The 19,899-nt window shown below is 73.7% G+C and carries 18 protein-coding genes; 8 read left to right on the plus strand and 10 right to left on the minus strand.

From position 1 onward, the window contains the following. Positions 1-217 precede the first annotated feature (217 nt). Positions 218-1,669 (minus strand): aldehyde dehydrogenase family protein, encoded by a 1,452-nt coding sequence (locus ACIBI5_RS25660; protein WP_397250846.1) that lies wholly within the window; start codon positions 1,667-1,669, stop codon positions 218-220. Between the two features lie 81 nt (positions 1,670-1,750). Here ACIBI5_RS25660 and ACIBI5_RS25665 point away from each other — a divergent pair, with 81 nt between their 5' ends. Next, entirely contained in the window at positions 1,751-2,695 is a 945-nt protein-coding gene (locus ACIBI5_RS25665; protein ID WP_397250848.1) for a helix-turn-helix domain-containing protein, read from the plus strand. On the opposite strand, the gene ACIBI5_RS25670 is transcribed toward ACIBI5_RS25665, so the two are convergent. Continuing rightward, on the minus strand, positions 2,670-3,464 hold the full coding sequence (locus ACIBI5_RS25670) for an SDR family NAD(P)-dependent oxidoreductase (protein ID WP_397250850.1): 795 nt from the start codon (positions 3,462-3,464) through the stop codon (positions 2,670-2,672). The two genes, ACIBI5_RS25665 and ACIBI5_RS25670, sit on opposite strands and share 26 nt — an antisense overlap. 86 nt (positions 3,465-3,550) lie before the next feature. Between ACIBI5_RS25670 and ACIBI5_RS25675 the strand changes: the two genes are divergently transcribed. From ACIBI5_RS25675 to ACIBI5_RS25695, 5 genes are read left to right on the plus strand one after another with little or no spacing between them, the layout of a single operon-like run. Then, the gene (locus ACIBI5_RS25675) at positions 3,551-3,955 is read left to right on the plus strand and encodes a GntR family transcriptional regulator (RefSeq protein ID WP_397250852.1); all 405 of its coding nucleotides are present in this window, start codon (positions 3,551-3,553) and stop codon (positions 3,953-3,955) included. Further along, on the plus strand, positions 3,952-4,839 hold the full coding sequence (locus tag ACIBI5_RS25680) for an ABC transporter ATP-binding protein (protein WP_397250854.1): 888 nt from the start codon (positions 3,952-3,954) through the stop codon (positions 4,837-4,839). The genes ACIBI5_RS25675 and ACIBI5_RS25680 overlap by 4 nt, the downstream gene beginning before the upstream one ends. Continuing rightward, positions 4,836-5,900: an ABC transporter permease gene (locus ACIBI5_RS25685; RefSeq protein WP_397250856.1), complete on the plus strand. Its 1,065-nt coding sequence runs from the start codon at positions 4,836-4,838 to the stop codon at positions 5,898-5,900. The genes ACIBI5_RS25680 and ACIBI5_RS25685 overlap by 4 nt, the downstream gene beginning before the upstream one ends. Next, positions 5,897-7,345 carry a S41 family peptidase gene (locus ACIBI5_RS25690; RefSeq protein WP_397250858.1) on the plus strand — a complete coding sequence of 483 codons (1,449 nt, stop codon included), beginning with the start codon at positions 5,897-5,899 and terminating at the stop codon, positions 7,343-7,345. Before ACIBI5_RS25685 ends, ACIBI5_RS25690 begins: the two co-directional genes overlap by 4 nt. Next, positions 7,345-8,529, plus strand: coding sequence for an alpha/beta hydrolase family protein (locus ACIBI5_RS25695; protein ID WP_397250860.1), 1,185 nt, complete (start codon positions 7,345-7,347; stop codon positions 8,527-8,529). The genes ACIBI5_RS25690 and ACIBI5_RS25695 overlap by 1 nt, the downstream gene beginning before the upstream one ends. A 2-nt stretch (positions 8,530-8,531) precedes the next feature. Here the strand turns inward: ACIBI5_RS25695 and ilvA are convergent, their stop codons facing one another. Genes ilvA through ACIBI5_RS25720 form a run of 5 tightly spaced genes read right to left on the minus strand, consistent with a single transcriptional unit; the run spans position 8,532 to position 15,981 of the window. Further along, on the minus strand, positions 8,532-9,746 hold the full coding sequence (gene ilvA, locus ACIBI5_RS25700) for a threonine ammonia-lyase (protein WP_397250862.1): 1,215 nt from the start codon (positions 9,744-9,746) through the stop codon (positions 8,532-8,534). A gap of 34 nt (positions 9,747-9,780) precedes the next feature. Continuing rightward, positions 9,781-11,103 (minus strand): FAD-binding oxidoreductase, encoded by a 1,323-nt coding sequence (locus tag ACIBI5_RS25705; protein ID WP_397250864.1) that lies wholly within the window; start codon positions 11,101-11,103, stop codon positions 9,781-9,783. Further along, positions 11,100-12,953, minus strand: coding sequence for an ABC transporter ATP-binding protein (locus tag ACIBI5_RS25710; RefSeq protein ID WP_397250866.1), 1,854 nt, complete (start codon positions 12,951-12,953; stop codon positions 11,100-11,102). Before ACIBI5_RS25710 ends, ACIBI5_RS25705 begins: the two co-directional genes overlap by 4 nt. 6 nt (positions 12,954-12,959) lie before the next feature. Further along, positions 12,960-15,776, minus strand: a complete 2,817-nt coding sequence (locus ACIBI5_RS25715) for a type 2 lanthipeptide synthetase LanM family protein (protein ID WP_397250868.1) — start codon at positions 15,774-15,776, stop codon at positions 12,960-12,962. 16 nt (positions 15,777-15,792) lie between these two features. Then, entirely contained in the window at positions 15,793-15,981 is a 189-nt protein-coding gene (locus tag ACIBI5_RS25720; protein WP_184964695.1) for a DUF6229 family protein, read from the minus strand. Positions 15,982-16,074: 93 nt separating this feature from the next. Between ACIBI5_RS25720 and ACIBI5_RS25725 the strand changes: the two genes are divergently transcribed. Beyond that, entirely contained in the window at positions 16,075-16,749 is a 675-nt protein-coding gene (locus ACIBI5_RS25725) for a response regulator (protein ID WP_397250870.1), read from the plus strand. On the opposite strand, the gene ACIBI5_RS25730 is transcribed toward ACIBI5_RS25725, so the two are convergent. Continuing rightward, positions 16,691-17,944 carry a sensor histidine kinase gene (locus ACIBI5_RS25730; protein WP_397250872.1) on the minus strand — a complete coding sequence of 418 codons (1,254 nt, stop codon included), beginning with the start codon at positions 17,942-17,944 and terminating at the stop codon, positions 16,691-16,693. The genes ACIBI5_RS25725 and ACIBI5_RS25730 overlap by 59 nt on opposite strands. A gap of 71 nt (positions 17,945-18,015) precedes the next feature. Further along, the gene (locus ACIBI5_RS25735) at positions 18,016-18,402 is read right to left on the minus strand and encodes a RidA family protein (RefSeq protein WP_397250874.1); all 387 of its coding nucleotides are present in this window, start codon (positions 18,400-18,402) and stop codon (positions 18,016-18,018) included. Positions 18,403-18,574: 172 nt separating this feature from the next. Here ACIBI5_RS25735 and ACIBI5_RS25740 point away from each other — a divergent pair, with 172 nt between their 5' ends. Further along, entirely contained in the window at positions 18,575-19,174 is a 600-nt protein-coding gene (locus ACIBI5_RS25740) for a nuclear transport factor 2 family protein (protein ID WP_397250876.1), read from the plus strand. Between the two features lie 12 nt (positions 19,175-19,186). On the opposite strand, the gene ACIBI5_RS25745 is transcribed toward ACIBI5_RS25740, so the two are convergent. Beyond that, positions 19,187-19,882, minus strand: coding sequence for a TetR/AcrR family transcriptional regulator (locus tag ACIBI5_RS25745; protein WP_397250878.1), 696 nt, complete (start codon positions 19,880-19,882; stop codon positions 19,187-19,189). Positions 19,883-19,899: the final 17 nt, after the last annotated feature.

A 19,899-nucleotide genomic window follows, 5' to 3' on the forward strand; every position in this document is an offset into this window, starting at 1 on the left:
CGGCGCCGCCCCACTGCCGCCCCGGTCCTTGACGTCCACGCACTTGCGGTGGACGAGCGCGCCGCCGCCGTAGTCGACGGCGAGCCGTCCTTGGGCGGCGTCGAACCAGGCGCCGGCGAAACGCTCGCCGAGCCGGGGTGGCGGACTCGGCGTGAGAGCGCTCTCTCGCTGTGAGCTTCACAGCCACGTCACTCGAAGTCAATGCGGCGGGACACGCTCAGCGGGCGGCGAGATTGATGTAGACGCCCTTGACCTCCGTGTAGACCTCCAGCGCGTACGCCCCCATCTCCCGGCCGAAACCGCTGCTCTTGAAGCCGCCCCACGGCGCCGCCGGGTCGGGGGTGTGGAGCATGTTGACGAAGACCGTTCCGGCTCGGATGTCGGCCGCCAGCCGGTGGGCCGTGGTCAGGTCGTCGGTCCAGATGGAGGCGGCCAGGCCGTAGGAGCTGTCGTTGGCGCGCTCGGCGAGTTCGGCCGGGTCGTCGTAGGTGAGGACGGACATCACCGGGCCGAAGATCTCCTCCCTGGCGATGCTCATGTCGTCGGCGACCCCGGCGAAGACGGTGGGCCGGTAGAAGTAGCCGGGACCGTCCACCCGGGCGCCGCCGGTCAGCAGGGAGGCGCCCGCGGCCACGCCCTCGCGTACGCGGCGGTCGACCTGGTCCAGGTGTTCCGCACTGATCAGGGGACCGAAGGCGACCTGCCCGGCCAGGTCGGCGGCTCGTTCCGTGAACTCGGCGGCCCGGCGGGCGTCGACGTAGAAGCGCGAGTACGCCGCGCACACCTGGCCGCTGTTGAACATCGCGCCCTGGACGCACCCGGTCACCGCCCGTTCCATGTCGGCGTCGGCCGCGACGATCACCGGGGTCTTGCCGCCGAGTTCGAGGGTGACGCGGGCCAGGTTGCCCGCCGAGGCCCGCAGGATGCTGCGGCCGGTCTCGGTGGAGCCGGTGAACGACACCTTGTCCACGCCGGGGTGGGCGGCCAGGGCCGCGCCGGTATCGGGGCCGCCGGTCAGGAGGTTGACGACTCCGGCGGGGAATCCGGCCTGCTCGCACAGTTCCATCAGCTTCAGCGCGGTCAGCGGCGTCTGCTCGGCCGGTTTGATCACGACCGTGTTGCCGCAGGCGAGCGCCGGTGCGAGCTTCCAGGCGAGGATCATGAGCGGGAAGTTCCAGGGCGTGATGAGCGCGCAGACGCCCACCGGTTCGCGGCGGGTGTAGTGCAGGACGTCGGGCAGCGACACCGGGATCGTCGCGCCCTCGATCTTGGTGGCCCAGCCGGCGAAGTAGCGGAAGTGCTCGGCGGTGCCCCGGACGGAGATCTCCCGCGCGACGCCGGGCGGCTGGCCCTGGTCGTGGCTCTCCAGGCGGGCCAGTTCGTCGTCGTGGGCCTCGATCAGGTCGGCCAGGTGCCACAGCAGGCGGCCGCGCGCCGACGGGGACATGCGCGCCCAGGCGGGGTCGTGCAGCGCCGTCCGGGCCGCGGCCACGGCGTCGCCGACGTCGGCCGCACCGGCGGCGGCGACCGTGCCCAGTTCGGCCCCGGTCGCCGGGTCGAGGGTGGCGAACTCGCGGCCGTCGGCCGCCGGGCGCCACGTGCCGCCGATGAACAGCCGGCCCGGGGTGCGCAGCCGGGGCGGAGAGGAGCCCTCCAGTGTGATCGTCATGACCTGAGCATGAACGCGAGGCGCCGATCGCGCCTTGTCCGGGAGGGTCCATTCGTTGCCTGTTCATGTACGGTTTCCTATATGAGGCTCCGGACGAGCGACGTCCCGGCGCAGGATCGCGAAGAGCTCTGGCGGCACACGGTCGCGCGCTCCTTCGTCCCGCTCGACTTCGCGTTCCGGCGGGGCTGCTCCGGCGAGATCACCGGCCGCAGGATCGGCCACGTCCTCGTCACCGAGGTGAGCGCCGGGCCGCACCGCGCCGAACGCACCGACCGGCACATCAGGAGCTCGGCCGGCCCCGGTTTCTACAAGCTGAGCCTGCCGGTCAGCGGCCGGGTGCGGATCCGGCAGGACGGCCGCGACACTCCCCTGCTGCCCGGCGACCTCACGATCTACGACACGAGCCGGCCGTACCAGGTCGTCTTCGACGGGACGTGCAGGGTGATCGTGGTGATGTTCCCGCACGGCGAGCTGCGCCTGCCGCAGCGGGCGATGCGCGAGGTCACCGCGCGGCGGATCGCGGGCGGGCGAGGGCTGGGCGGCGTGGTCTGCCCGCTGCTGGTGAACCTGGCCGGTCACCTGGACGAGATCGGCGGCGCGCCCGCGGCGCGGCTGGCCGACAACGTCGTCGACCTCGTCGCCACGCTGTACGCGTCCCGCCTGGGCGAACACGCCACCGCTCCGGCGCCGCTGCTGCGCGAGCGGGTCAAGGCGGTCATCGCGGCACGCCTCGGCGACCCCGGGCTCCGGCCGGAGACGATCGCCGCGGCCTGCCACATCTCCCCCGGATACCTGCACAAGCTGTTTCGCGCCGAGGGCGTCACGGTGTCGAGGTACATCCGCGACCTGCGCCTGGAGCGCTGCCGCCGCGACCTGCTCGACCCCGGCTCAGGCGAGGTGGCGGTGCGCGCCATCGGCGCGCGCTGGGGGTTCACGGACGCCGCGCACTTCAGCCGCGTGTTCAAGGCGGGGTACGGGCTGGCGCCCCACGAGTACCGGCTCAGCCGCCACGCGGGCGAATGGTGAAGTCGAAGGCCAGCGTGCCCGGGTCGAGCAGGGTGGTGCCACCGTCGACGGTCAGCACCGCCCCGTTGACGTAGGAGGCAGCGCCGCTCAGCAGCCACACCACGGCGGCGGCCGCCTCCTCAGGAGCGGCGGGCCGGCGCTGGGGCACCAGCCTGGTGATCTCGGCGTAGGCCTCCTCGCGGTCGAGCCCCAGCGGCTGCCCGAACTCGCGCATCTCCTCGTCGGCCATCTCGGTGCGCACCCAGCCGGGACAGACGACGTTCGCCCGCACGCCCTGGGGGCCGAAGTCGGCGGCGATCGTCTGGGTGAGCATCGTGAGCCCGGCCTTGGAGGCGGCGTAGGCCGAAGCGCCCGCGGGCGCCCGCAGCGCCGCGATGGAGCTCACCGCGACGAACGCCCCCGACGCGGCGATGAGGTGCGGCAGCGCCGCCCGCGCCAGCAGGTAGCCGGAGGTGAGGTTCGTGCGCAGGCTGGTCTCCCAGTCCTCGGGCGTCAGCGTGAGCACGGTGCCCGAGCGCATCACCCCGGCGTTGGCCACCACGCCGTCCAGCCGCCCGAAGGTCGCGACCACCTCGGCGACGAGCGCGCCGACGTCCTGCTCGGAGGTGACGTCGGCGACGATCGGCAGCGCGCCGGTCTCCGCCGCGACCCGGTCCAGGGCCGACCTGCGCCGCCCGCAGATCACGACCCGCGTTCCGGCGTCCGCCGCTCTGGCCACGGCCGCGCCGATGCCGCTCCCGCCGCCCGTGACGATCACCACGTGTGACACGGCCCCGAGATTATCGCAAATCCTATACGAGCACTACTTACACGGACTTAACATCCATTAGCCTAAAGTGCTAGGAGACTAGATAAATGGGAGAACCGGTGATCGAGTTCCACCTGGACGGCCGCTCGGGCGTCTCGCCGTACCTGCAGATCGTCCAGCAGGTACGGCAGGCGCTCCGGCTGGGCCTGCTACGCGAAGGCGACCAGCTCCCCACCGTGAAGGACGTGGTCGCGAACCTGGCGATCAACCCCAACACGGTGCTCAAGGCCTACCGGGAGCTTGAGCACGAGGGTCTGGTGGCGGCCCGGCCGGGCGTCGGCACCTTCGTCACCAGGACGCTGACCGACGCCTCGCTGGCCGCCCACGCGCCGCTGCGCAGGGAGCTGCGGATCTGGCTGGCCAAGGCCCGCCTGGCCGGTCTCGACGACGAGAGCATCGAGGCCCTGTTCATGAACACCTTTCGGACCGCCGCTCAGGAGGACATAGCATGACCGCTGTCCTGCAGGCCCAGGAGCTGGGCAGGAGGTACGGCCGGCGATGGGCCCTCAGAGACTGCACCATCGACATCCCGGCCGGGCACGTCGTCGGGCTGGTGGGCCCCAACGGCGCCGGCAAGACGACACTGCTGAAGATGGCCGCGGGCCAGCTGGCACCGACGTCGGGCGGCATCACAGTCCTCGGGGGCCTGCCCGCCGCCGGTCCGGCCCAGCTGGCCAAGGTGGGATTCGTCGCCCAGGACACCCCCGTCTACGCCGGGCTGAGCGTCGCCGACCATCTCCGGCTGGGCGCCCGGCTCAACCCCGGCTGGGACGCCGGACTGGCCCGCGACCGGATCGCCGCGCTCGGCCTCGACCCCGCCCACAAGGCGGGCCGGCTGTCGGGGGGCCAGCGCGCCCAGCTCGCCCTCACGCTGGGCCTGGCCAAGCGCCCCCAGCTGCTGATCCTGGACGAGCCCGTCGCCTCGCTCGACCCGCTGGCCCGCCGCGAGTTTCTGCAGGGCCTGATGGAGGCGGTCGTCGAGCACGAACTCAGTGTTCTGCTCTCCTCCCACCTGGTCGCCGACCTGGAACGTACGTGTGACTACCTGATCGTGCTGGTCGACTCGCGGGTGAGGGTGGCGGGCGAGGCCGAGCGGCTCCTGGCCACCCACCACCGGCTCACCGGCCCCCGCCGCAACCCCGACCGGCTGCCCGCCGACCAGGAGATCGTCAGCGCGAGACATACCGACCGGCAGAGCACCTTCATCGTGCGCACCGAGTCCCCGATCCACGACCCCGCCTGGACGGTCAGCCGGCTCAGCCTGGAGGACCTCGTCCTGGCCTACATGGAGAAGCCCGCCGAGCCCCGGCGCGCGGCACTGGAGGTCCAGCGATGATCTGGCTGACCTGGCGGCAGTTCCGCGGCGCCGCCGCCATGATGGGCGCGGCCCTGCTCGCCCTGGCCGCCGTCCTGGCCGTGACCGGCCCCGGACTGGCCGCGGAGTACTCCGCCGGCATCGCCGCCTGCACCGGCGAGCGCGGCGGCTGCGCCCGCTTCTTCGACCGGTTCTTCGAGGAGTACCAGACCCCCTTCGTCCTGGTCACCGCCGTCGGCGTCGTCCTGCCGGCCCTGGCCGGCCTGTTCTGGGGCGCGCCGCTGATCACCCGCGAACTGGAGGCCGGCACGCACCTGCTGGTGTGGAACCAGAGCATCACCCGCGCCCGCTGGCTGGCCGTCAAGCTCACCGTCATCGGCCTCGCCGCCGTGGCCGCCGCCGGTTTGGGCAGCCTCGCGGTGACGTGGTGGTCCGGCCCGCTGGACAAGTCCGCCGCGCCGGGGTTCGCGCTGATGGACCCGCTGGTGTTCGGCGCGCGCGGCATCGTCCCCATGGGGTACGCCGCTTTCGCCTTCGTCCTCGGCGTGACCGCCGGGATGCTCCTGCGCCGCACCCTCACCGCGATGGCCGTCACCCTGGCCGTCTTCGCCGCGCTCCAGTTCGTCGTGCCGCTGCTGGCCAGGCCCCACCTGCAGCCGCCGGTCACCTCGGCCTTCCCGCTCAGCCAGGAGAACGTGGACGTCTTCGGCCTGCCCCGCGACGGAACGAGTCCCCGGGTCGCCCTCGACAACGCCATCCCCGGCCACACCGGCGCCTGGGTCCTGTCCAGCCGGCTCGTCGACCCCTCCGGCCGCCCGATGATCAGCGACGACGCGGGCACCGTCATTCCGGTCTCCGTGACCTCGGGGCCGTGCGCGCCGCCCTCGATGGCGGCGCCGGGAGAAGGCGGGATGGAGGGCTGCCTGGCCGAGGTCAACCGGCTGGGCTACCGGCAGCAGGCCACCTACCACCCCTTCGCCCGGTTCTGGACCTTCCAGGCCATCGAGACCGGCGCCTACGCCCTGCTCACGCTGGGCCTGGCGGGCTTCTGCTTCTGGTGGATCAGGAGGCGCCTGTCATGAGCGCGAAGACCGTGGCCGCAGGGCTCGTCCTGCTGCTGACGGCGGCCTGCGCGGGCCAGACGCCGCCGCGCGCCGTGCCCGGCGTGGTGAGCGCCACCGGCTCGCCGGCGTGCGCCGAGCCGCCACGCGGCGCACCGCCCGCCGCCGAGACGCCCACCACCGTCGACGTCATCGAGCAGGCCTACCTCTGCATCCTGTCCACCTACTACAGCGGCGCCACGCTGGACCACCGCACGCTGCTGAACGCCGGATTCGTCGCCTTCACCCAGGAACTCAACCGCGACGGGCACGACCTGGCGGAGGCCACCCTGCCGGCGATGAGCGGTGACCGGACGGCCGACTGGGCGGCGTTCGAGAAGCTGTTCCGGCGCCTCACCGACCTGCTGCCGCAGGACGCGAAGCTGCGCGAGCGGCTGGCCGCCGCCACCCTGGAGGCCATCGTCGCCGCCCTGGACGACAACCACGCCCGCTGGGCGCACGGCACGCGGCGCGCGCCCAGCTCCTACGACGACGAGCAGTACGGCCTGGGGTTCAGGCCGAACCTCGGCCCTCAGACAGCCGGCAACCCCGGCATCGCCCTGCCCCCGCTGTTCGTCGCGTCCGTGCTGGGCGGCGCCGCCAGGAGCGCCGGGCTGCGGCCCGGCGACATCATCGAGTCGGTGAACGGCTCCGCCCCCTTCGTCGGCACGGACGTCACCCCCGCCGCGATCACCGCCCTGTACCCGCGCTATCCGCAGGCCGGCCCGGTCCGGCTGCGGGTGCTGCGCCAGGACACCGGCCGCCGCCGGGAGGTGACGCTGAAGCCCGGCCTGTTCCGGCCCGACCCCGCCGCCCTGCAGACCGTCACCGCCGAACGGCTCGGCGGCGACATCGCCCACGTACGGCTGCGCGGCTTCGGCCCCGACTCCGCCGACCGGGTGCTCAAGGCGATCTCCAGGCTGAACACCGGCCGCGGGCTCGCCGGTCTGGTCCTGGACCTGCGCGGCAACGGCGGCGGCAGCCCCGACGAGGTGAACCGGCTGCTGGGCGCGTTCGCGCACGGCAAGGTCACCGCCTACCAGTGCGCGCCCGACGGCGCCTGCGAGACCATGCGCACCGATGACGGCGTCGCTCTGCTCGGCCTGCCGTTCGTGGTGCTCACCGACCGCGCCTGCGCCTCGGCGTGCGAGCACTTCAGCGCCGCGGTCAAGGACCTCGGGCTCGGCAAGCTGGTCGGGACGCGGAGCGCGGGCGCGGTGTCGGGGCCGGCGCAGGGGTACCTGCTGAGCAACAACACGATGTTGTCGTTGCCGTCGAAGCACCACCTGGCGCCCAACCGCGAGGTGATCGACCGGGTGGGCGTCGCGCCCGACCACCATGTGCCGCAGACTCCGGAGGACGTCGCGGCGGGGCGCGACGCCGCCCTGGCCAAAGCCCTGACCCTGCTGCCGGGAGGACGTGCGTGATGAGCCTGAAGCCGCTGCTGCGAGGTGGGCTCGCCGCCGGGCTCGTGGTGCTGGCCGTCTCGGCCTGCTCGGCGCCGGCCGCGCCCCGGTCGGCCGGGGCCGGTCCGCCGAAGGCGAGCGGGCCCGCCGCGCTGCCCGCGCCCACGGGCGCGTATCCGGTGGGAGCCACGATGCTGCATCTGACCGACGATTCGCGGCCCGATCCGTGGGTTCCCGAGAGGAAGGCCAGGGAGCTCATGGTCACCGTGTGGTATCCGGCCCGGGAGCGTTCCGGGCGGCCGGTGCCGTACATGAGCGCGAAGGAGTCGGAGCTGACCCTGAAGGGAAAGCGGGTGACCGGCTCGCCGTACGACGTGCTGAGCAGGACGCGCACCCACGCCTTCGCGGACGCGACGCCGGCCGGGCGGGACGGGAGCCTGCCGCTGGTGGTGCTCTCCCCCGGGTTCACGATGCCCAGGAGCACGCTCACGGCTCTGGCCGAGGACCTGGCCAGCCACGGGTACGTGGTGGCGGGGGTCGACCACACCTACGAGAACTACGCGACGACCTTTCCCGGCGGGCGCGTCGCCGACTGCGTGGCCTGCGACGCCGACACCGATTTCGGCTTCGGGACGAAGGTCACCGGGATCCGGGCGGCCGACGTCTCCTTCGTGCTCGACCGGCTGACCGGCGACGGGCCCGCGTGGAAGGGCTCCTCGCTGATCGACCCGTCCAAGATCGCGATGGCCGGCCAGTCGATGGGCGGGGCCGGGGCCGTGGCGGCCATGGTGAAGGACTCCCGGGTACGCGCCGGGATCGACATGGACGGCACCACCTACGCCCGCATCCCCAAGGGCGGGCTGGCGCGGCCGATGTTGTTCCTGGGCTCGGCGGGCCACAAGCCGGGTGGCCGCGACATCTCCTGGGATCGCGACTGGAAGCTGCTGACCGGCTGGAAGCGCTGGCTCGTCCTGCCCGCCGGCGACCACCAGTCGTTCACCGACGTGCCGCTCCTGGCGGGCGCGCTCGGCGTGGAACCGCCCGGCACGCTGACGGCGGCCCGCTCCGCGGAGCTCACCCGCACCTATGTGCGCGCCTTCCTCGACCTGCACCTGCGCGCCAAGCCCCAGCCCCTCCTGGAACGGCCCTCGCCACGCCACCCCGAGGTCACCCACTGCGCCCCGGCCGCGAAGACCTGCGCCTAGCCTCAGCCGAGGACCAGCCGGTGGCCGTCCCTGCGCAGCGCCGCCAGCGCGTCCTCGGCGTGGTCGGGGCCGCGGGTCTCCAGCTGCAACTGCACCTCGACCTCGTCCACGTCGAGACCGGAGCCCACGCGCTCGTGCACGATGTCCAGCACGTTCACGCGCAGCGCCGCCAGATCGGTCAGCAAGGCGGCCAGGGCGCCCGGCCGGTCGCGCAGGCGCACGCGCACCGCCAGGTAGCGTCCGGCCGCCGCCAGGCCGCGCCGCAGCACGCGGGCCAGCAGCATCGGGTCGATGTTGCCGCCGGACAGCAGCACGACCACCGGCGGCTCGAACGCCCCAGGATGGGCCATCAGCGCGGCCACGCCGACCGCCCCGGCCGGTTCGACGACCTGCTTGGCCCGCTCCAGGCACAGCACCAGCGCCTTGGAGATCTCCTCCTCGGTCACGGTGACGACCTTGTCCACCAGGTAGTGGATCAGCTCGAACGGCAGGTCGCCGGGCCGCCCGACGGCGATCCCGTCGGCGATCGTCGGGTACGGCTCCAGCAGCACCGGACGCCCCGCTGCCAGCGACGGCGGGTAGGCGGCGGCCCGCTCGGCCTGCACGCCGACCACCGTGATGCCGGGCCGCAGCGACTTGGCGGCCAGCGCGAGCCCGGCGGCCAGCCCGCCGCCGCCGATCGGGACGACGATGGTGGCGGTGTCGGGCAGCTGGTCGAGGATCTCGATGCCGATCGTGCCCTGACCGGCGATGACGTCGGGGTGGTCGAAGGGGTGGATGACGACGGCGCCGGTCTCGGCCGCGTGCTCGTGCGCCCTGGCCAGCGCCTCTTCGACGGAGCGGCCGCCCAGCCGTACCTCGGCGCCGTAGCCGAGCGTGGCCTCGACCTTGGGCAGCGCGGCGCCCTCCGGCATGTACACGGTGGACTTGGCGCCGACGAGACCGGCGGCGAGGGCGACGCCTTGGGCGTGGTTTCCGGCGCTGGCCGCGACGACGCCGCGGGCGCGTTCCGGCTCGGTGAGCCCGGCGATGCGGACGTACGCCCCACGCGCCTTGAACGAGCCCGATCGCTGCAGGTTCTCGCACTTGAGGTGGACGGGGCCCGCGGCCAGGTCGGACAGCACCCGCGAGGGCAGCACGGGGGTGCGCACGGTCACCGCGGCGAGCAGTTCCTGCGCTGCGAGGACGTCGTCGAAGGACACCTGCGGACCGGTCATGCGGGCAAGTCTCCCACCGTGCGGCACCGGCCGGTCACAGTGACTGCGCGAAAGCGAACAATCCGCCGGGGTCGTAGGCTGCCTTCACCTCTCTCAGGCGTTCCAGGCTCGCGCCGTGGTAGGCGGCGGGCCAGCCGGGCAGGTCGGCGTCGGGGTAGTTGGGGTAGACGCCACGTGTCCAGGGTGACAGCCGTGCCCAGGACGCGCACAGCCAGGCGTGGGCCTCGTGCCTGCGGGCGTCGGTGGCGCGGAAGCCCACCTGGACGGACTGCTTCAGCAGGAAGCGCGGGGTGCGGTGGGCGAAGGCGCCGCCGCTCGCGCGGGCGATGGCGCCGCCCCAGGGGACGAACTCCAGGTCGCGGATCTCGCCGTAGACGCGGTCGGCGGCCAGCCGTTCCAGCAGGTCGTCGATGGCGGCCCGGGGCAGCCTGCCGGGGAAGAAGCCCGACTTGTTCAGGCGCAGGCCGGGGCGCTCGCCCGGCGGCAGATCGGTGACGGCGCCCGCGCCGCCGTCGGCGTAGGCGTGGTGGCGGGCGGCGGCCGGGCCGTCCAGGGGTGTGAGGGTGACCTGTTCCAGGGGCGGGAGGTCGGCGAGGATCTTGCGGGCCTGTTCCCTCGTCCCGGCGACGGCGCCGAAGAGCACGGCGTAGGGCTCCTCCTCCGGTTCGTCGCCGCAGATGACCGCGATCTCCAGGTTCACCTCGTCGGGCGCCTCCGGCAGGTGGTGCTGCCAGGCCTCGACGAGGTCGGCGGCGCGGGCGTACGGGCAGATGGCCTGGACGACGGTGATCGGCACGATGGGGCGGGTGCGCAGCGTGACCTCGGTGACGACGGCGAAGTTGCCGCCGCCCGCGCCGCGCAGCGCCCACAGCAGGTCCTCCGGCGCGTCGGTGATCCGTCCGTCGGCCAGCACCACGCGCGCGGCGAGCAGGTGGTCGGCGCCCAGGCCGTACAGGCGGCTGAGCACGCCGTAGCCGCCGCCGAGCACCGCGCCGACCACGCCGACGTCCTGGCACCAGCCGCACGGGACCAGCCGGCCGTGCCCGGCGAGGGTCCCGGCGAGCTCGCCGACGCGTACGCCCGCGCCGGCCTTGACCACGTCCGCGCCGGTCTGGATGGTCTTGAGACCGGACAGGTCGATGAGCAGGCCGGTGGTGGAGGAGTGGTCGGCGAAGCTGTGGCCGCCGCCGCGCAGCGCGAACGGCATCCCGCGTGAGCGCGCCAGGTCCAGGGCGGCCACGACGTCGGTTTCCGTGGCGCAGCAGGCGATGAGGGCGGGCAGCCGCTCGGTGGGCGTGCCGAGGAACGCCTTGCGCCTGGCCTGGTAGCCGGGCTCGCCCGGCTGGATCAGCCTCATCGGCGTGCCGCCCTGCCGGTCTGCAGGGCGTACAGCTCGGCGTAGCGGCCGTTCAGGGCGAGCAGTTCGTCGTGGGTGCCCTGCTCGGCCACGCGGCCCCGGTGCAGCAGGACGATCCGGTCGGCGTGCCTGACGCTGGTCAGGCGGTGGGTGATGAGCACCACGGTCCGCTCCCCCGCGATCTTGCGGAGCGTCTCGTACACGGCGTACTCGGCCTTGGCGTCCAGGGGTGCGGTCGGCTCGTCCCAGATGAGCAGGGGGCCGTCGCGGAACAGGCCGCGGGCCACCGCCAGGCGCTGCCACTGCCCCGCCGACAGCTCGTGGCCGCCCCTGAACTGCTTCGACAGCAGCGTCCGCCAGCCGTCCGGCAGCTCGGCGACCACGTCGTCGGCCGCGGCCAGCGCGGCGGCCTCGCGCAGGGCGTGGTCATGCGGGTCGGCACGGTCGTGGCGGCCCATGCGGACGTTGGTCCTGGCGTCGTGCGGCCAGCGCAGCGGGTGCTGCGGCACCAGCACGACCCGGTCGGCGAGCGAGGCGGGGTCCAGGCCGGCGGTGTCGAGGCCGTCCCAGCGCAGGGCGCCGGTGCTGGGACGGTAGAGGCCGGCCAGGAGCCTGGCCAGCGTGGTCTTGCCGGAGCCGTTCTCGCCGACCAGCGCGATCGTCTGGCCCGCGTGGATGGTCAGGTCGATGTCGCGCAGCGCCGGGTTCGAGCTGCCCGGGTAGGTGAAACCGACGCCGTGCAGCGTGAGGCGTTCCGGTGAGCGGGGCGCCGCCGTACCGCCGGAAGGGGCGCGGCGGGCATGGGCGTCGGCGAGGAAGTCGTGGTAGTCGGCCACGTACATGAACTGCTCGAACAGCTGGTTGGCTGCCTGGGCGAGCTGCTTGAGCGCGGTCGCGGCCACCCGCACGGCGATCACGGCCGTCCCGGCCGCGGCCAGCGCGATCCACCCGGAGTGCAGCATCAGCCCGAGTACGGCCAGCACCCCGGCCATGGCCAGCCCGCCCGCCGCGCGCCCCGCCGCCCTGACCCGGGCCATGGACAGGCCCACCCGGGTCTCGGTCCTCTGCAGAAGGTTCGCCACCTGCCGGTACTCGTCCAGCACGTACGGCTGCGCCTGGCAGGCCCGCACCTCGGCCGCCGGTTCGCGTTCCGTCGCCAGGTCGGCCAGCATGTCGACCCGCCGGTTGAGCGTGACCATCTCGCGCATGCCGCCGTACCCGTGCCGGGCCGCCCTGAGCACCGCCCATCCCTCGGGGATCACGCTGAGCACGAGCAGCGGCACCAGCACTGGATGCAGGACGGCCAGCCCGGCGGCGGCCGCGGTCACCCCGCAGGCCGCGCCGAGCAGGTCGATGGTGTTGGCCACGGCGCGGTCCAGGTGGAACAGGCCGCGGTCGCGGGCCCGGTGCAGGCCGTCGTAGAAGTCGACGTCGTCGAAGTCGGCCAGTTGCACGCCGAGCGCGGCGGCGAACAGCCGTTCCTCGGCGGCCCGCCGCAGCGCGGGTTCCAGCCGCGCCCTGGCCAGCTCGACCGCGGCCTCCGCCGCCGCGCGCAGCGCCACGATCGCGGCGACGAGCGCCAGGCCGGGCACGGCGGCCGCCAGCCGTTCCGGCGCGGCGCCCTCGGCCAGCAGGTCGTCGAGCACCGAGGCGGTGGCCAGCAGCCCGCTGGCCGTCGCGGCGCCCGCGGCGAGCTGCAGGGCGAGGATGACCAGCGCCGGGCGGCGCCCGCTGTGCCAGATGAGGCGCAGCACGGGCGCGGTCAGCGCGGGCAGGCGGCGCAACGTGCGCCGCGAGGCCGGGTCGGGACGGTCCAGGTGCCAGTAGGGGGCGACGAGGTCATCCTCCACGCGATCTCACTCCAGGTCCGGGAGCAGGACGGACGGCAGCGCGCTGCCCGGGTGCGTACGCAGCAGCTGGTAGGCCACCCCGCCGAGGCCGGGCAGCAGACCGGGCGCGAAGGCGTCCCTGGCCAGGCCGCTGATCGGGCCGTTGGTCTCCAGGCTGCCCAGGATGTGGGCGAGCAGGGCCTCGCGCCCGACCGGCGCGACCCCGGCGGCCCGCGCGTGCTCGATCACCTCCCAGGATCCGAGGTCGCCGTGGCAGAGCGTGTGGTTCCAGCCGGTGCCGTCGGCCCAGCAGGAGGCGGCGGCTCTGGCCAGGCGCTCGCGCCACAGGTCGCCGCCCTGGCGGGCGAGCTGGTCGGCGGCGACGATGCCGACCCCGCCGGCGCCGTGGCACCAGGCGGCGGCGGTGTGGCCGTCGCCGCGCAGGTCGAGCCAGCCGCGCTGGCCGTGGTCGTAGAGCGTGTCCTCGTAGGCGAAGGCGGCGTCGGCCAGTTCGCGCCTTCCCGGCAGGCGCGACAGCGCCCAGCCGATGCCGGTGGCGCCGTGCGCGAGGCCGCCGAGCCCCTGGGGGAAGCGGGGGCTGGGCCAGCAGACGCCGCCCTCCCGGTGCTCGGCGAGGCCGGCCAGGCGGGCGCCGATCGATGCCGCCAGTTCGCTCCAGCGGACCTCCGCGGTCCGCGCGGCCAGGCTGAGCAGGGGGACGATGGCGCCGGCCATCCCGGCCAGCAGGTCGTAGGCGTCGTCGGCCTCGATCGCCGGGGGCAGCAGGGCCGCCTGCGCGCGGGCGCGCTCCAGCGCCTCGTCTCCCACCGCGCCGAGCGAGCGCAGGAGCAGCCAGCCCCACACCTGCGAGGCGATGCCCAGGTAGGCTCCGGGCGGCTCGGGCCGCAACGGAATGCCCTCCTGCCGCTTCTCGGCGTCGCGGTCCTCGGCCAGGCGGATGGTGCGCAGCAGTGCCGCCCGCAGGCCGTCCAGGTCGTCGACGGGGTCGGCCCTGCCCGCCGCGCTCTCCGTCAGGTAGGCGCTCACCAGGATCGCGACGCCGTGGGCCCCGCCGTACAGGTCGGCGGCCAGGGGTTGCACGGCCCAGCCCGTGGGGGTGAGCAGGGGCGTGATCCAGGTGACGGTGCCGTCGCCGCCGCGCACGGCGCTGTCGAGCACGCCGCGCATGATGCCGGCCGCGGCGGTCCTGCGGCGCGACTCCAGCCGGTCGGTACGGATCACGCCGGGCGACAGCCCCTGGTCCTCCGGCATCCAGCCTTCGTTGAGGTAGGCGCTGACCAGGGCCGCCTGCGCCACCCCGCGGTCCAGGGCGTGGTCGCGGGCCCGCCAGCGGGCCACCGCGTCGGCGACCAGGTCCAGCTCGGGCCCGCACCGGGTGCCGGCAGGGCCGCGCAGCATGCCGGCACGCGGCGTGGTGTCGAACATCGGGATGTCGCCGTGGCACAGCTCGTCCACCTCGGCGGCGATGATGGCGGCGTCTCCCGGCGCGCCGGGGACGTTCTCCGACATCTTGGCCAGCAGGGCGGCGGCCTTGGCGCGGGCGCCCGCCTCGTCGTGCAGCGCGACCGGGTGCCACAGCATGCGGCCCAGCTCGGCGTAGGACTCGGTGGAGCGCAGCACCGCGCGGACCGGGCAGTCGGCGAAGCCCGCCAGCAGCGGCTCCAGCTTGCCCGAGCGGTCCAGGTCGGCCAGACGGGCGTCGAGCTCGTCGAACCCCGCGATGATCGCGTCCCAGTAGTGGCCGAGCACCAGCTCGGGGCTGGGGTGGTTGGCCGCCGGGGGCAGGTCGACCAGTTCCGTCCCCATGCGGGGGGCGTCGGTGCCGGCGCCGAGCACGACGGGCAGCTCGACCCGCGGCTGCTGGCCGGGCAGCGCTCCGGCGGCCGACATGTCCACGCCGCGCCAGCCCAGGGCCACGCCGCGTCCCGGCAGCAGGCCGGTCCGCATCACCGAGGCGTCCACCAGCTCCACGGCCAGGTCGACGGCCTGGCCGTAGCCGGAGGGGCGGGCCTTGGCGTGCGGGGCGAACAGGCTCTCGCAGTCGACGACGACGGGCTGGGGGCCGGCCGCGATGAGGTTCTCGGCGTGCAGGTCGCTGCCGCCGAGCAGGCGCATGAGGGCCAGCCAGTGGCCCATCCCGGTGTAGAAGGCGCGCAGTTCGCCGTCTCCGGCGCAGTGGCGGTGCCCGATGTGCTCGGCCCAGCCGTACTCCTGCCTGGTCACGACCGCGGGCACGCGCATGGCCGACACGCCGAGGTGCGTGAGCAGCTCGGCCAGCGCCGCGTCCACGGCCAGCGAGCGCGGCTTGTAGATCACGCGGCCGTCCGCGCCGCGCAGCAGGATGACGCTCTGCCCGCCGCGGTGGCTGTCGCCCGCGCCGAACTCGACGTGCTCCAGCTCTCCTTCCGGCGCGCCGGGCAGGGTGGAAAGCGCCGCGCGGTCGGCGGCGAAGCGCTCGGCGAAACGATGCGCGGCCGCGCAGCGGTTGCGGATCACCGTCATGAGCCGCGCCATCATGCCGGGGTACGGCCCCGCCAGCGCCTGCCAGAACGCCGGTCGCGCCACGGCGTCCTTCCACTCCAGCCAGCGTTCCTCGGAGTTCGCGGCGCTCAGCCGCCCGGACAGGCGCGCGGCGTTCAGCTCCAGCACCAGCACTCTGGTGATCTTGCGGCGGACGTCCTCCTCGACGCACTGCGCGGAGCCGGCCAGGATGGCGGCGCGCTCGGCCGCGGCGAGGCCGGTGAGCGACCCCAGCCGGGCCTCCAGACCGGCCAGCGGCGCCGCGATCAGCGGGTCCAGCGGGGGATCGAACTCACCGGCCATATGCTCCCGTCCCCGCTCAGCAGCAGTAACGGGTACGCGAGCCCGAGCAGGCGGTCCCGCACTTTCCTGAGTGGCCGGGGCCGGTCATGGTGATCTCGGATTCGACGTACATGCCGGGCAGCAGGGGGCCGACGGGGCTGTCGGGCTCTTCGCCCGTCCTCCAGGCGAGGATGATCTCTTCGGCCCTCTCGAGCGTGACGGTCATGCTTGCTCCCTTCTCGGACTTGGCGCCATGTTCTGCCGCCGGGTCCGTCACCGATAGGCGTCATAACTGCGCACTTGACACGACATTCCGGATATGGGAAAGACAGGAGTGATCACCCTTTCTGTGATTGACGATGACCGCATGCTCATCGACGGACTGGCGGCATGGCTGGAAGGCGTACCCGACGTCCGGCTGACCGCGTGCGCCGCGACCGTCCCCGAGCTTCTGCGCGCCGAACCCGCCCCCGCCGACGTGGTCCTGCTGGACCTGCTGCTCGCCGACGGCTCCGACCCCGTCCAGAACGTGCGCACGCTGGCGGGCCTGCATCGGCGGGTGCTCGTGGTCAGCGTGGTGACCTCGGGCGACATGGCCGTGCAGATGATCGACGCCGGGGCCTGCGGCTACCTCACCAAGGACCACGACCTGGCCGCCCTGCTGGCGAAGGTCAGGGAGGTGGCGGAGGACGGGGTGGCCCTGTCGCCCGAACTGGCGCTGGGCTGGCTGGCGGCGCGCGACGGCGAACGGCCCGTGCTGTCCCCGCAGGAACGCGCCGTCCTGCTCGCCTACGCCTCCGGCATGACGCTGGCCGCCGCCGCCAGAAGCGCCGGGGTGCAGCCGGGCACCGCCAAGAACTACCTGGAGCGCGTCAAGGACAAGTACCGCAAGGCCGGCCGTCCCGCCTACACCAAGCTGGAGCTGGCCACCCGGGTCAGAGAGGACGGCCTGGCCACCGGAGCTCCACGCACACCCCTTCACCGGGGGCCGTGATGACCTCCGCGCTGCCGCCCGCCTCCGCCATCCGCCCGGCGACCGAGGAGCGCAGCCCGTAGCCCGGCTCGGTCAGGTCCGGGGCGAAGCCGCGGCCGCGGTCGACCACGCGTACGGTGACCACCCCGTCCACCTCGACCGCGGTGAGCCAGGCCTCCCGCTCGCCGGAGTGCCTGGCCACGTTGTTGAGCGCCTCCTCGGCCGCCTCCGCCATGGCCACCGACACCGCCGTGGGCAGGTCCTCCGGCAGCGACTCGGCGGCGTAGCGCACGCACAGTCCCAGGCCCGCCGCCCTGGCCACCGCCCGCGCCAGGCCGTTGCTCAGCCCGTTGGCGGGTCCCGCGGCCTCCTGTCTGATCAGGGCCCGGACATAGGAGGCGTCGGAGGCGCACCGGCGGCGTACCTCCTCGGTGTGGTGGTCGAGGCCGCCGCGGGCGATCGCGGTCAGCGTGGCCAGCACGGTGTCGTGCAGCTGCCGGAAGTGGGCGAGCCTGGCGTGCTCGGCCACCCGTTCCGCCACCCGTGCCGCCTCCGTGGCCAGCCGCTGCTCGGCCAGGCCGTCGAGCCGCGTGGCCTGGGCGGCCAGGTAGCGGCGGATGAAGAAGACGATGATCGCGAACCAGACATAGCTGTTGACCCGGACGGCCAGCTCCAGCAGGAACGGGTAACGCTGGCCGAGGTCGGCGGCGTGCGCGAACGCGTACACGATGATCGGGGGCACCAGTGCGGCGAAGTGGATCGCGCGGCGGCTGACCGCGCCGATCAGCGCGCCCGTCGCCAGCAGGGCGTGCGAGGACCAGTTGGACACGCACGCGGCGGAACCCGGCAGGCACGCGCCCGTCACCGCCACCATGAACGCGCAGGTGGCCGCCACGTCGATGACCACCGCCGGCGGCGCGAACCAGCCGCGGCGGGCGACCCAGCGGAACAACGTCACGTTCCACGCCAGCGCCAGGGCCAGCAGGGCGGCGTTGCGGCCGCGGTCGGCGAACAGGGCTTCGGCGGCCAGCAGGCTCGCGCCGGCCGGCAGCAGGTAGCTGGCCCGCTGCAACAGCAGGAGCATCGCCACGAACCTGCACACCCGCTCCCGGCTGGGCCGCGAGGCCAGGAACAGCGGGTCGCGCCAGCCCAGGGAGCCCCGCCCACCCGCCTGGGCCTGGCCGGCGGGCTCGGCCGCCGCGGGTGGAGAGTGCATGCAGGGCCGTCCTTCCGCCGATCCGCCTGAAGGATCTCCGCGCGGCGAACGGGCGTCAAGCGGGCACCGGATCAGTCGAGGACCGCGACCGCCTCAAGCTCGACCAGGTGCTCCGGTACGTCCAGCGCCGCCACGCCGATCAACGTCCCGGGCGGCACCGGCGTGCCGCCCAGCTTCGCGGCCGCCCGCGCCACCCCCTCCAGGAACAGGGGCATCTTGTCCGGGGTCCAGTCGACGACGTAGACGGTGAGTTTCGCCACGTCGTCGAAGGTGCCGCCGGCTCCGGCCAGGGCGGTGGCGACGTTCAGATAACACTGCTCGACCTGGGCGGCGAGGTCGCCGCCGTCCCAGGCCACCTGGCCGGCGACGAAGACCATCTTCGTCCCGGTCGCGATCGACACCTGCCGGTAGGCGTCGATCTCCGGCAGTCCGCTGGGGTTGACCAAGGTGATGGGCATGCCCGCCTCCGTACTCTCTCGTGGTTACTCGGACACCGTAAGAGAGTGGCGGCTGACATGGAAGAACGCACTTTTCGGAGACTGGGGAACCCTTTGGTTACCCAGGTTGTCACGCCCACGCCACCTATGCTAGCTATAACATCCTGTGCTGATCGACATAGGAGTGGAATCCATGACGAGTGACGACCTTCTCCACCGCCTGCAGACCCTGGAGGACCGCGAGGCGATCCGCGAGGTGCTCCACCGCTACGCCCGCGGCGCCGACCGGTGCGACCTGGAGCTGTTCAAGTCCTGCTACTGGCCTGACGCCGTCGACTGCCACTGGTTCTTCAACGGCAACGCCCACGCCTTCGCCGACTACGTGATCTCCCTGCTCGCCGAGCTGCGCACCTCCCAGCACTCCATCACCAACCCGATCATCGAGCTGGACGGGGACCGGGCGTTCGCCGAGTGCCAGTGGTACGTGCTGCACCGCATGGAACTGGGCGACGGCTCGGGCCGCCTGCTCGACCAGCAGCTGGAAGGCCGCTACGTCGACGTGTTCGAACGCCGGGACGGCGAGTGGAGGATCCTGCGCCGCCAGACGGTGACGGAGGCGGGGCGCGAGTTCGTGGTCGAGGACCTGAACGCGGGGATCCCCGACGACCTGCCCATCGCGGGCCGCCGCGCACCCCGCGACATCGTGTACGCCGGGATGGACATCCTCGGCATGGAGGTCATCGCGATCGACGGCATGGACCTGTGGGAGATGGCCCGCGCCCGCCACCGCTGACGACGCGGGCCCTCAGGATCGATAGGACTCCAGGCCCGCCAGGACGAAGTCCATGCCCCGCGTGAAGTGGGCGTCCCAGCCGGCGTCGGCGCCCGGCGGGTGCGCGGCGAGCACCGGATAGAGGGCGGCTCGCCGCTGGATGTGCTCGCCGAGCGCGCGGCGGGAGCCACCCTGGTCCTCCTGCCGCCAGGCCGCCTCGACCGAGGCCGTGCCGATGACGTAGTTGCTGACGGCCGCGGCCGCCGCCGACAGGTTGAGCCCGGAGAACCCGGCCGAGACCAGGGCCGCGTGCACGAACTCGGCCCGCGCCAGAGCATGAGGCCCCATCAGCGGACGGCTGCTGGCCAGCGGCCCCGCCCACGGATGCCGCAGCAGCGCGGCCCGCAGCCCGTCCATGAACGCGGCGAGATCCTCCCGCCAGGACACGTGATCGGGCAGCGCGACCTCGCCGAACACCTCGTCCAGCGCCAGGTCGAACAGCTCGTCCCGGGTCGCCACGTACCAGTAGAGGCTCGTGGCGTGCACGTCCAGCGCCTCGGCCAGGCGCCGCATGCTCAGCCCCGCCATGCCGTCGCGATCCAGCGTCCCGACCGTGGCGGCCACGATCCGCTCGCGGGTCAGCGACGGCGAGCGCTGCGGGGCGGGCGGCTCGCGCAGCCAGACGCCGCCGGGCATCGTACCGGCGCCCTGCGGACGCTTGGGGCTCATGCGCCCATGCTAGTAGC

This window comes from Nonomuraea sp. NPDC050540 (assembly GCF_044457485.1).
Taxonomy (GTDB): Bacteria; Actinomycetota; Actinomycetes; order Streptosporangiales; family Streptosporangiaceae; genus Nonomuraea.